Raw genomic sequence first — 11,785 nt, 5'->3', positions numbered from 1 at the left:
GCCTTTCAATGAACCTCTGAAAAGCTTCATCAAAGACAACCTGTAAATAGCTGGGCTACAAGGATTCGAACCTTGAAATGACGGAGTCAGAGTCCGTTGCCTTACCGTTTGGCGATAGCCCAATGTGTTACAACACGATGTATTATATATTACCTTTTCCAAAAAAGCAAGTACTTTTTTTAATTTTTTTTAAAAAATTTTTTTAAAGTACTTTTTTGGCGATTTTACAACACATTTCAGGGGAAAAGTAGTATAATCATACACAGATTTAAGCTGCTGTAAATAAAGCAGGAATAAAACAGCAATAATTTTAAGAAATAGAAAGGGCAGGCATGCCTGCAGTGAGCATTGGGTATAATAATGACAAATTTACTTGTAAAAACTTTTATTAAAAATCCTCAGGACACCGATAATATTATGGTACGGACCGCATACGGAACCTTAGCCGGTATCGTAGGCATTTTCTGTAATGTGCTGTTATTCATCGTGAAACTTGTCGTTGGAATCGGTCTGCACAGTGTATCGGTTATGGCAGATGCATTTAACAACCTTTCCGATGCCGGTTCTTCTATTATAAGTCTGATCGGCGTTAAAATGGCGAGCAAACCTGCAGACCAGGATCATCCTTTTGGACATGGGCGCATTGAATATATTGCTGCTCTGATTGTTTCATTTTTAGTCATTGAGGTAGGATTTACTTTTTTCAAGGATTCTTTTGGTAAAATATTTAACCCGGAGGAAATTTCATTCCAGGTGACTTCCCTGGTAATCCTGGTTTTATCCATAGGCGTAAAGCTTTGGCTGGGCTTTTTTAATAAAAAACTTGGTAAACGGATAAATTCTACTGTTATGATGGCGGCCGCCACAGATTCCATGGGGGATGTTATCACTACCTCCGTTACGATTGTTTCGATTCTTGTATTTGGCATTTTCCATATCAACATCGACGGTTATGTTGGAATCCTGGTTGCCGGTATTGTAATCTGGGCAGGAATCGGCATTGCCAAAGATACGTTAAAACCACTGATCGGAGAACCTGCCGATCCCCAGTTGTATAAGGATATCACGGAAATGGTGGAAAGCTACGACGGGATTGCAGGAAGCCACGACTTAATTATCCATAACTACGGTCCGGGACGCAGCATGGCATCCATTCATGCTGAGGTTCCAAATGACGTGGATGTTGAATCCTCTCATGAAGTTATTGATAAGGCGGAGCGGGAAGTCGGCAAAAAGCTTGGGATCTTCCTGGTCATTCACATGGATCCCATCGAAACGAAGAACAGCCGGATTCAAAAACTGAAACAGGAAGTCGACATTGTTATAACCAGTATCGATGACCGGCTCTCCTTTCATGATTTTCGTGTGGTAGAAGGTAAAAATCAGATTAATCTTATCTTTGACCTGGTCATCCCCCATGAATACAGCCCAAAACAGCAAAGCGACATACAGCTTGAAATCATCTCCCAAATAACCCACTTGGATAAACGATACCAATGTGTTATAACTATAGACAAGAGTTTCGTATCAACAAACTAAGACAAAGGAGCAAGTTATGAGTACAATGAATTTAACGCTATTAACAGATTTTTATGAATTAACCATGATGCAGGGTTATTTTAAGAATCATACGGATGAAGTAGTGGTCTTTGATGCCTTTTACCGCAAGAACCCGTCGGACGGGGGCTTTGCCATTGCAGCAGGTCTGGAACAGGTGATCGATTATATTAAAAACCTGAAGTTCAGCAAAGATGATGTAGACTACCTGAGAGGACTTGGTACCTTTGATGAAGACTTCCTGAATTATCTGGCAGATTTCCGGTTTACCGGCGATATTTATGCCATTCCTGAAGGAACTGTTGTCTTCCCAAGAGAACCTCTGGTAAAAGTAATTGCACCTATTATGGAAGCACAGTTAGTCGAAACGGCTATCCTGACAATAATAAATCACCAGAGTCTCATCGCCACTAAGGCATCCAGGGTGGTATATGCCGCAAAAGGTGACGGTATTATGGAATTTGGGCTTCGCCGTGCACAGGGTCCGGATGCAGGCGTATACGGCGCCAGAGCTGCCATGATCGGGGGATGCGTGGGAACTTCCAATGTACTTGCCGGTCAGCTTTTTGATGTACCGGTGAAAGGCACACATGCCCACAGCTGGATTATGAGTTTTCCGGATGAATATACGGCATTTAAAAAATATGCAGACCTATATCCGGATGCATGCTGCCTTCTGGTGGATACCTATGATACTTTAAAATCAGGAGTTCCCAATGCCATTCGTATCTTTACCGAAATGAAGGAAGCCGGCATTCCTCTTAAAAATTATGGAATCCGTCTGGACAGCGGTGACCTTGCATATATGTCTAAAAAAGCCCGTATCATGTTAGATGATGCCGGATTCAAAGACGCCTTCATATCCGCATCCAGCGATCTGGACGAATATCTGATCGACAGCCTGAAAGCACAGGGCTGCAAAATTACTTCCTGGGGTGTTGGAACCAATCTGATTACCTCCAAAGATTGCCCTGCATTTGGCGGGGTATATAAGCTGGCTGCCATTCAGGATAGTAAAACAGGAGAATTTATACCTAAAATCAAACTTTCTGAAAATACAGAAAAGATTACAAATCCGGGCAATAAAACGATCTACCGCATCTATGATAAAACTGCCAAAAAAATAAAAGCCGACCTGATCGCTCTTGCGGACGAAACCTTTGATGAAGGAAATGACATGATTATCTTCGACCCGCTTGAGACCTGGAAAAAAACTAAAATCCATGCAGGTACCTTTACTCTGCGGGAATTGTTAGTTCCGGTATTTAAAAACGGGGAATGCATTTATACCTCTCCATCCGTAATGGAAATCCGTGATTACTGTAAACAGGAACTGGATACTCTCTGGGATGAAACAAAACGTTTTGTAAACCCACACGACGTTTACGTTGACCTCTCTGACAAGCTGTTCGGTATCAAGTCCGAACTTCTGGAAAAGATGAGCATGGATGCATTAAAGTAAAATTCTTATTTTAAGAATTCACGCATATATAAAAAGACTCCTTCATATACATATATAGCTTATATGAAAGGAGTCTTTTTATGTCCCAATATGATATTCTTGTGAACAGGCACCACCTTTTAGACCCCGGTACTGTTCCCGCGTCCCTTGTAGACCCCGGTGTCCCTTTTGATGCCCTTCCTGATGATCCGAAAAGGCTTCTGGAACCCCAGACTGCCAAAGCAGTAAGAGAACTCTTTGCCCATGCTGTCGATCAGGGTATCAACCTCTACGGCATATCCGGGTACCGTTCTTATTACCGGCAGATGGAGCTCTATAATCCGGACAGAAATCCGCTCTATGTAGCCCCGCCGGGCGGCAGTGAGCACCAGACCGGGCTGGCTCTGGATGTTTCCTGTTCCGCCGTGGGGCTGGATCTGACAGAAGATTTCGCGGATACTGCAGAAGGCATCTGGCTTGCTAAAAATGCACCATTATATGGGTTCATCATCCGCTATCCCAAATCGAAAGAAGACATAACCGGGTATGCATACGAGCCGTGGCACATACGCTATGTAACGAAACCTCTGGCCCATTATCTCACCATCACAGATCTTACCCTGGAAGAATACCATCAGCAATCCATCAAAATATGTTCCTGCTGATACCAATTATTCCCAGAGAAAACAAGGCCGGATATGCCTACGAACCCAAGCATATCTGGTCTTGTCCTGTAATCCCTGGCACTTCATCTTACGATAACCGGATCACCGGGTCTCCATTAGAGGAATACCACAGGCATGTCTCTATTGTTCCATTTGACGTCCCATGAATCCCGAAGCACATTTTGCTACAATCCGTTCTGTATCACCCATTTTTCCCTTCTCATCCTTGCTGATGAGAATCACAGCCCCAATAGCATCTCCCTCGCAGAGGATCGGGCTGATTACCTGTGCAAGGTTCTCTTCCATATCCTCTCCGGTTATTTTTACATAATTTTTGTCATCCCGGTTTGACAAAACATTTTCACGGTCATTGATGATTCGTTCTAATGCTTTACTGATCGCTTTACCAATCATATCTTTTTTTATTCCCCCTGCGGTGGCAATCACCTGGTCACGGTCCGTTATGCAGACTCCATGTCCTGTACTGTAAGCCAGTGATTCTGCATATTCTTTGGCAAATGCCCCCAGTTCACCTATAGGGGAATACTTCTTCAATATAATTTCGCCTTCTCTATCGGTAAAGATCTCAAGTGGATCGCCTTCTCTGATTCGAAGCGTCCTTCTTATTTCTTTTGGTATAACCACTCGACCCAGGTCGTCAATTCTTCTAACAATGCCTGTAGCTTTCATAAAATTAATTCCTCCATTTTATTTTCTCATGGTTCGTACTTTAGTACCCATGATCTATTATTTGTAAAATGGAGGAAATTATGCTTAATTTTTCATTATTTTGAATTTTTTATTTTTAAAGCAGAACGGTAAACCAGATAGACTTACCGCCTTCACTTTGTACGGATATCTTTCCTTTGTGCGCTTTTACGATATTCTGGGCAATGGATAACCCGATTCCATATCCCCCGGTATCTCTGGACCGTGATGAATCTGCCCGGTAAAAACGATCAAACAATTTATTCAGATTATCCTTTGGAAGATCCTTTCCCGTATTATATACTTCCAGCCTGACCGCCTTGCCCGCCGCCGACAAAGAAATTTTAATCTGTCCACCGGGCTCAGCATATTTAACAGCATTATCCACAAGAATTGTAACTAACTGTCGAATACTGCTCTCATCCCCATGCAGGATCAGATTAGACTGGATATTCAGATCAAAATGCTTGTTCTGCAGCTCCGCCACCGCTTCAAAAGGTGCCGCAGCTTCCAGAACCACCTCACTTACCGGAAAATTCCCAAAGATCAGCTGAATATTCTCCTCGTCCATCTTCGCAAGCGCCAGCAGATTTTTCACCAGTTTATCCAGCCTGGCTGTCTGGCTCCGGATACTGTCAACCCATTCATTTTTTCCGGTACTTAATTCCAGCACATCCGCATCCGCAGAAATAATAGCCAGCGGCGTCTTGATCTCATGCCCCGCATCGGTGATAAACTGCTTCTGTTTTTCCATATTTTCAATAACCGGCTGAACTGCTTTTTTCGACAGAATGAAAATCAGGATGAAGATCAGCAGCAGACAGGATATTGCAATTACAAAAGATAAAATTGCGAACAGCGTCACCATCTGTATCTGGGACCGGCAATCTACGAATACGGTCAGTGTACCGAATTCCTTTTCCACAACCATAAACTTATATATTCCATTAAAACCGCTTTTCCTGCCGGTTTCCAATACCTTTGCGGTATATTCTTTAGCCTCCGTCTCGGAAATCGCTGCAACATGACTGGTGTCTGTCTGTAATACTTTGCCATCCGCCCCGCATTCCACGATGAAATAGCGCGTCTCATACTGGGTTTCTTCTGTCATTTCAAAACCAAAACCCACATTCAGTTTTTCGGACTTATCCTTCTCAAATTCCGGAAACCTCCCGTCATTTTCTGATAAAACATACAGGACGCCATCCATCTTCCGGTTCATCTGATAAATGTTTGCTGCATTAATTACACCGATTAACAATATCATCACAAGCGCCACCGCCCCCATGGTAATTAATATAAACTTTTTTTGCAGCTTTTTAATCATGTTTATACCTCCTGCATACCGCAGACGGGTCTGTGGTACTGCACCAATAGAAAGTTTGAAACGATTTTTGTTTCAAACTCATTCCTCCAGTGTATAGCCTACGCCCCTGGCTGCCTTAATTTCCACATTTGCATTAAGTGCAGCAAGCTTTTTGCGCAGGTAGGATATATAAACCCATACCACATTCATCTCTGACTCTGAGTCATATCCCCAAATCCGCTCCATGAATTGTTCCGTAGAAATTAATCGCTTTGGATTATTCATTAAAATCTCCATCATCTGGAACTCTTTATTTCCCAGACGAAAGGATGCATTTTCACCGGACAGTTCATAGTTTGCTTTATTTAATGTTATATTTCCGATTGTTATGGTACTCGGTGTAAACTCTGACTGCCTTCTCATCATGGCACGTACCCTTGCCAGCAGTTCTCCCATGGCAAATGGTTTTGTAAGATAATCATCTGCCCCCAGATCCAGTCCGGCAATGCGGTCCTGAATCTCCGATTTCGCAGTAAGCATCAGCACCGGAGTTCCAATTCCTCTTTTTCGAAGTTCCCCTAACACTTCCAGTCCGTTCATCTTAGGCATCATAATATCCAGAATAATCCCATCATAGTTTTGCGCAAATCCGTAATCTAATGCATCGGCTCCATCATACACCGCATCTACCGAATAATTATTATGTTTTAAAATGGCGGCCAGCGCCTTTGATAAATCTATCTCGTCTTCCGCTAACAAAATCCTCATGTATCTGCCTCCGTTTCCCCATATAGCGTGTTTGAATATAACTTTCTGACAGCTGCTCTTCACAGTTTGCGGGAGTTTGTCCCGAATGAAGAGCACGTTTTATCCACTATACACCATTTCTATGTAAAATCTGTGTACCTGCCCGCTTTTTTCTGGCATCATCATAAATTATCTCCATCCTCAATCATATCACGGATTGTCTGCAGGTTCAGATCGGCTGATGCAATTTCATCTGCGCAGCGCTTTAATTCTCCTACGATCATTTCCTGGTTTGCAATACTTTTTTTATATTTCAACTGGTGCTCCAGGCTCGCCCAGCAATCCATTGCAATGGTTCTTATCTGGATCTCACAAAACACCCGACAGATTCCATCCGCCAGATGAATGGGCACTTCCACAATCATGTGGTAACTGCGATAGCCGTTTGGTTTTGGATTTTGAATATAGTCCTTTTCTTCCAGCACCCGGATATCCGACTGTTTATGCAGCATCTTTGCAACAAAATACACATCATCCACAAAAGCGCAGATAACCCGGATTCCCGCTGCATCATACACTTTTGTCATGGCATTTTCCCGTGTTGGTTCCAGTCCGTGGCGTAACAGCTTTTCTCTCATGCTTACCGGTGATTTAATTCTGGATTTGCAGTATTCGATAGGATCCCGGTTATGGTGTGCTTTGCGGTATTTCCGTATGATATCAAGTCTTGACGTCAGTTCTATGACCGCACCTTCCAGTAATACCAGGGAATCCTGGTAGAAATCACAATCCTGCGAAAGTGCTTTTTCATCTATTGCATATTGAAACATGTACGATACCCCCAATTTTATATTTACAAAGGAGATTATAACTGACCAACCTTAAAATAACTTTAAAGAAACCCATTTTCGTTTCCTTTTCCTGCACAATTTAGAAAAGACGACATATATGTATTGTCAAATGTGTAAGTAAGGTGATAAAATATATTTACAAAACATCATTGCAACTTACAAAGGAGAAACAAAATGGCAAATGCTGTAACGGATTCTATTGATACCTTTTTTGAAGAACATCACATAGAACCGCCGCGCTTTGATTACAATATGAAATACAGTCTCACCACGCTGATTCTTTTATTTTTCAGCTTTTCTTTTATTGGATGGATATGGGAAGTGGGGCTTCACATCGCCCAGGCAGGTGAATTTGTAAACCGTGGGGTACTGTTTGGCCCCTGGCTTCCAATTTACGGAAGCGGCGGCGTTATGATACTGCTCCTGCTGCGCAGATTTTTCCACCGTCCTGTTCTCACCTTCTTTTTAAATATGTTCCTATGTTCCGGAATTGAATATTTTACCAGTTGGTTTTTGGAAACAACCAAAGGTGTCCGCTGGTGGGATTACAGTGGTTATTTTTTGAATGTAAACGGACGGATTTGTCTGGAGGGCTCCGTTATTTTCGGACTTGGCGGATGTGCTATTATCTATTTTCTGGCACCCTTCCTTGGAAATCTTTATAAACGTATCATACCATTTCTGAAAGTACTGATCTGTATCATTCTGATTGCTTTATTCAGTCTGGATACCGCTCATTCTATGATACATCCCAATACCGGTGAAGGTATTACGGATGATATGAAAGTCAGGGAACTTCCTCCGGCAAAACCGAAACATTAAAAGGCGAAAGGACTAAGCAGCCCTATCGCCTTTTTACATTTTTTCTGTAATTTCATTTCTCAGCGTCATATACAATTCTGCAAATGTGGCACCCCGATATCCATTGGTAAAAAATATGGATACCAGTCCAAACGTAACAACGGACAGCATTTCCCATCCCAAAAATGATAATTCCAAAACAAAAGTACGCCACTTCTGCCCTTTCATCATTTTTTTGGAAAGCTGAAACGCTTCTCTGCGGTCAATCTGAGGATTTTCAGCCAGAATATATGGAATCATCAGATATTCATAATACTTTATGATCCCACCCACAATTGTCAAAAACCATAATCCGGTAAATAATGACCGGAAGAACATTACCTTGACAGCATTCCAATATCTGCCCCTGCGAAACAGAAACATAATTCTTCCTATTCTGGTGCGGGACTCCATCCTGGTTTCCAGGAAAAAGCGTTTCCCCCCAACCAGCAGCAGGTTCGTCACCAACAGTGTAAATGCCAGTTCCCCGCCGGCTGCAAATATAATCAGCAACCCTTCTAAAACCGGATAACGGTCAAATAAGTCCCCGTCTGCGCGTACTACTTTGAATACAAATGATACCGGCGCCGTAATAGTATTAAAGGGAGAAGATATCATCTCATCAATCTTCGGATCAAACAATGGCTGATTATTTTCTTCTCCCCGTATAAGCCTGCGTAAAATCTCCCAGTTGTCCACCCGGTTCTCCGGCTTCACTACCTCCACATCACGTATCTGCCTGACCTCTTCCCGCTGGCTGTACTTGTGGATAGATGTGGCAGATGACCCGTATTCCGCTCCCAGGAACGCAAGAATAAAACAGACCGCTACCGCAGCCCAATAATTCTTTTTCAGCACCTTTTTCCCTTTTTTCTTAAGTTCTTGACGCGTCCACATATATTTAAATTCCACCCATCCGTCTTCAATCTGTCTGTTATATTTTTATTATAAAACAACTTTTCTGACTTCGCAACTGAAACCCCGTGCTTTTTTTTTGATTTTGTGTTACAATTTTTCAAACAAAACAGAAAAGAGGCTTAAGTATTATGATTGCATTATTCTTATCACCAATTTATCTGTTGGTGAACTTTTATATTCTTCGATGGATATTGAAATGGATGGGGTCATGTACCCATTACTTTAAGAAAAAATGGTTTCGGGTTGTATTTATTGCAGCTTATATTTTTGTATCTACTTCCCTGTTAACTGCTTTTCTGATTACAAAACCGGTTGTAATTCACCGATTTTTAAAGACGGTAAGTAATTTTTATCTGGGAACATTTCTATACATCCTGCTTACTGTCGCTGTCGTAGATCTGATTCGTATTATACTGCGCCATTTGAAATTTATAGATCAGGAAAAGCTTCGCTCCCGCAGAACTTTTGTGCTGACCGGCACAGTTTGTGCCGTGGTCATTATCTCTCTGAGTGTCTATGGCACCCTGCATGCACGGCATCTATATCATACCAGCTATCAGGTGACCGTAGATAAATCCTGCGGCACTGACCAGTCCCTGAAGATCGCTCTGGTAGCGGACATGCACCTTGGCTATAGTATAGGCAGCTGGCATATGAAGCAGATGGCAGATAAAATTAATGCAATGGAACCGGATATTGTTTGTATTGCCGGAGATATCTTCGATAATGAATTTGAGGCAATTAAAAATCCGGATGAGATTGCCCGGACTCTGCGCAGTATCAAAAGTAAATACGGTGTTTATGCCTGTTGGGGAAATCACGATATTGAAGAACCGATTCTTGCCGGATTTACCTTTGGCTCTCAAAAAAAGATTGGTGCAGATACGCAGATGGTAGACTTCTTAAAAGATTCCGGTATTACGCTTCTGACCGATCAGACAGTTCTGATCAACAATAATTTTTATCTGACAGGACGAAAGGACTACTCCGTTACCAAAAAGGATAAAGAAACCAGGAAAACCCCTGCTCAGTTAACGGAATCCTTAGACAAATCAAAACCAATCATTTTCATTGACCATCAGCCAAAAGCCCTTCAGGAAGCTGCGGATGCAGGTGTTGACCTGAATCTCTGCGGCCACACCCACGATGGCCAGATGTTCCCCGGTAATCTCACTATTGGTTTATTGTGGGAAAATGCATACGGATATCTGAAGAAGGACAACATGCATAACATCGTCACATCCGGCGTCGGGGTCTGGGGACCGAATATGCGCGTGGGTACCAAAAGTGAGGTTGTGGAAATTGATGTTGCATTTACCAAATGATTATAATAGTTCCTTTTCCTAAAAAAGAAGCGCCAGTGCAGCCTGACGCTTCTTTTTTCTGTCTGATATATTTTTCTTACTCAGCAGCTTCCGTTGTTGCTGCTTCTGTTGTAACTGCTTCTGTCGTTGCCGCTTCTGTCGTTGCTGCTTCTGTTGTCGCTGCTTCCGAACCAGCCTCAGTTGTTTTCCCGGATACCGCTTCCGAAGATTTTTCACTTCCGGCAGCCTCCGTAGTTCCTTCACTTCCGGCTTCCGTCGTATTGCTCTGTGCTTCTGTCTCAGTCTGCTTTACGCTAACCTTATCTGTAAAATTAATCTTGCCCCAAACCTTATCTTCTACTTTGAATTCAGCCTTTTCTTTCCAGGCTGTGTAAACTTCTTCGTATTTGTCACTCTTTCTCTGGTTGATAATGGTTTGTTTCTGTGTCTCTGTAGCCTCTTTGTCAAAAGTACTCTTCATCTGCACAACATAATATCCGCTGTCTGTTTCAATTATGCTGTCTGCTGTTTCTCCGTCTTTTAACTTGTCTGCAGCGGTCTTTACTTCATCCGGTAACGTTCCGTTGTCTGTTCCATAAGAAGCGGTGGAAGCTGTCTTTTCTTCATCTACTTCTTTTACGGCTGCATCCATTTCTTTTCCGCCCTTTACGGCATCTAATACTTTCTGTGCATTGTCTTTTAACGCTTTTTTCTCATCGTCTGTTAAAGATTTTGTTGTTCCATCCGCATCTGTGGTATCAGCGGTACTGAATAATACATAGGAAACCGTCTTCTGAGCCGCCTCATCATCGGATACGTTTGTATCTGCTTTTGCCTCAATTGCTTTTTTCATCTTGTTGTTAATCGTATAAAGTGTTAACACCCTGGAAACCGTCTCCTGGGATGCTGTTAATTCCTCAATCGTTTCTTCTGAATTCTCTTCCATAAACTGCTTTGCAGAGCTTTCAATTTTTGCTTTTTCTTCATCGGTAACCGTAATATCATAATCTGCCATATGTTTCTCTAAGATCAGCATTTCTTCCAGACTGTCCATCATCTGGGTTTTAAAAGTTGTACCATATGGGGTACCGCTTCCCATGAGATCCGTATTCCACATATCTTCACCAAACATGGAACCATAAGAACTCTGCATCTGAGCCTGATTATAACGAAGCATAAAATTAGCAATTCCGAAAGGTACCTTTTCCCCGTCCAATGTTGCCACTGTCGCATCTGCATTTACATTTCCACACCCTGTCAGGGACGCTGCTGCCATACAGATACAGATTCCGGCAGCTACAAGTTTTTTACCTAGCTTATTCATAAATAAGTTTCCTCCTAGAAAGTCTCAATTCCTTATATTATAGCCTGTTTTCAAAATCACCGCAATCCTTTTTGTTCATTTTTCATCTAAAGTTCACTTTTTACCCCATCATTTTCGTAAATTT

Annotated in this window: 11 protein-coding genes and 1 tRNA gene; 5 read left to right on the top strand and 7 right to left on the bottom strand. The window is 42.2% G+C overall.

The features are described from left to right. Positions 1-50 precede the first annotated feature (50 nt). Positions 51-122 (bottom strand) — tRNA-Gln (locus QR40_RS04970). 238 nt (positions 123-360) lie between these two features. On the opposite strand from QR40_RS04970, the gene QR40_RS04965 reads away from it, so the two are divergent. From QR40_RS04965 to QR40_RS04955, 3 genes are all read left to right on the top strand, one after another. Beyond that, positions 361-1,539 (top strand): cation diffusion facilitator family transporter, encoded by a 1,179-nt coding sequence (locus tag QR40_RS04965; protein ID WP_044293727.1) that lies wholly within the window; start codon positions 361-363, stop codon positions 1,537-1,539. A gap of 16 nt (positions 1,540-1,555) precedes the next feature. Next, positions 1,556-3,019, top strand: coding sequence for a nicotinate phosphoribosyltransferase (locus QR40_RS04960; protein WP_027296020.1), 1,464 nt, complete (start codon positions 1,556-1,558; stop codon positions 3,017-3,019). A gap of 80 nt (positions 3,020-3,099) precedes the next feature. Then, positions 3,100-3,663, top strand: coding sequence for a M15 family metallopeptidase (locus QR40_RS04955; protein WP_027296019.1), 564 nt, complete (start codon positions 3,100-3,102; stop codon positions 3,661-3,663). 141 nt (positions 3,664-3,804) lie between these two features. On the opposite strand, the gene spoVT is transcribed toward QR40_RS04955, so the two are convergent. The 4 genes from spoVT to QR40_RS04935 all read right to left on the bottom strand — a co-directional run bounded on the left by spoVT (position 3,805) and on the right by QR40_RS04935 (position 7,254). Continuing rightward, positions 3,805-4,353 (bottom strand): stage V sporulation protein T, encoded by a 549-nt coding sequence (gene spoVT / locus QR40_RS04950; protein ID WP_027296018.1) that lies wholly within the window; start codon positions 4,351-4,353, stop codon positions 3,805-3,807. Positions 4,354-4,468: 115 nt separating this feature from the next. Then, on the bottom strand, positions 4,469-5,698 hold the full coding sequence (locus QR40_RS04945) for a sensor histidine kinase (protein ID WP_044293726.1): 1,230 nt from the start codon (positions 5,696-5,698) through the stop codon (positions 4,469-4,471). Positions 5,699-5,776: 78 nt separating this feature from the next. Then, the gene (locus tag QR40_RS04940) at positions 5,777-6,445 is read right to left on the bottom strand and encodes a response regulator transcription factor (protein WP_044293724.1); all 669 of its coding nucleotides are present in this window, start codon (positions 6,443-6,445) and stop codon (positions 5,777-5,779) included. Between the two features lie 161 nt (positions 6,446-6,606). Next, on the bottom strand, positions 6,607-7,254 hold the full coding sequence (locus QR40_RS04935; RefSeq protein WP_044293721.1) for a GTP pyrophosphokinase: 648 nt from the start codon (positions 7,252-7,254) through the stop codon (positions 6,607-6,609). Between the two features lie 195 nt (positions 7,255-7,449). On the opposite strand from QR40_RS04935, the gene QR40_RS04930 reads away from it, so the two are divergent. Beyond that, positions 7,450-8,097 (top strand): putative ABC transporter permease, encoded by a 648-nt coding sequence (locus tag QR40_RS04930; RefSeq protein ID WP_052377976.1) that lies wholly within the window; start codon positions 7,450-7,452, stop codon positions 8,095-8,097. 33 nt (positions 8,098-8,130) lie between these two features. On the opposite strand, the gene QR40_RS29510 is transcribed toward QR40_RS04930, so the two are convergent. Further along, complete coding sequence (locus QR40_RS29510) at positions 8,131-9,012, bottom strand: DUF975 family protein (RefSeq protein WP_052430707.1); 882 nt, start codon at positions 9,010-9,012, stop codon at positions 8,131-8,133. Between the two features lie 149 nt (positions 9,013-9,161). Between QR40_RS29510 and QR40_RS04920 the strand changes: the two genes are divergently transcribed. Next, a complete protein-coding gene (locus QR40_RS04920; protein WP_044293720.1) occupies positions 9,162-10,358 on the top strand; it encodes a metallophosphoesterase in 1,197 nt (398 codons plus the stop codon). A 76-nt stretch (positions 10,359-10,434) separates the two neighbouring features. On the opposite strand, the gene QR40_RS04915 is transcribed toward QR40_RS04920, so the two are convergent. Next, positions 10,435-11,661, bottom strand: coding sequence for a peptidylprolyl isomerase (locus QR40_RS04915; RefSeq protein ID WP_052430706.1), 1,227 nt, complete (start codon positions 11,659-11,661; stop codon positions 10,435-10,437). Between the last annotated feature and the right edge of the window lie 124 nt (positions 11,662-11,785).

Source organism: Robinsoniella peoriensis (genome assembly GCF_000797495.1).
Classification (GTDB): domain Bacteria; phylum Bacillota; class Clostridia; order Lachnospirales; family Lachnospiraceae; genus Robinsoniella; species Robinsoniella peoriensis.
Note: the sequence above shows the minus strand (reverse complement) of the source record. Positions and strands in the feature narration are given on the sequence as shown.

What these genes read in the sequence shown, in the direction of transcription:
- QR40_RS04965 (WP_044293727.1), top strand. Translation starts at nt 361, where the DNA reads ATGACAAATTTACTTGTAAAAACTTTTATTAAAAATCCTCAGGACACC.
- QR40_RS04960 (WP_027296020.1), top strand. Translation starts at nt 1,556, where the DNA reads ATGAGTACAATGAATTTAACGCTATTAACAGATTTTTATGAATTAACC.
- QR40_RS04955 (WP_027296019.1), top strand. Translation starts at nt 3,100, where the DNA reads ATGTCCCAATATGATATTCTTGTGAACAGGCACCACCTTTTAGACCCC.
- spoVT (WP_027296018.1), bottom strand. Translation starts at nt 4,353, where the DNA reads ATGAAAGCTACAGGCATTGTTAGAAGAATTGACGACCTGGGTCGAGTG.
- QR40_RS04945 (WP_044293726.1), bottom strand. Translation starts at nt 5,698, where the DNA reads ATGATTAAAAAGCTGCAAAAAAAGTTTATATTAATTACCATGGGGGCG.
- QR40_RS04940 (WP_044293724.1), bottom strand. Translation starts at nt 6,445, where the DNA reads ATGAGGATTTTGTTAGCGGAAGACGAGATAGATTTATCAAAGGCGCTG.
- QR40_RS04935 (WP_044293721.1), bottom strand. Translation starts at nt 7,254, where the DNA reads ATGTTTCAATATGCAATAGATGAAAAAGCACTTTCGCAGGATTGTGAT.
- QR40_RS04930 (WP_052377976.1), top strand. Translation starts at nt 7,450, where the DNA reads ATGGCAAATGCTGTAACGGATTCTATTGATACCTTTTTTGAAGAACAT.
- QR40_RS29510 (WP_052430707.1), bottom strand. Translation starts at nt 9,012, where the DNA reads ATGTGGACGCGTCAAGAACTTAAGAAAAAAGGGAAAAAGGTGCTGAAA.
- QR40_RS04920 (WP_044293720.1), top strand. Translation starts at nt 9,162, where the DNA reads ATGATTGCATTATTCTTATCACCAATTTATCTGTTGGTGAACTTTTAT.
- QR40_RS04915 (WP_052430706.1), bottom strand. Translation starts at nt 11,661, where the DNA reads ATGAATAAGCTAGGTAAAAAACTTGTAGCTGCCGGAATCTGTATCTGT.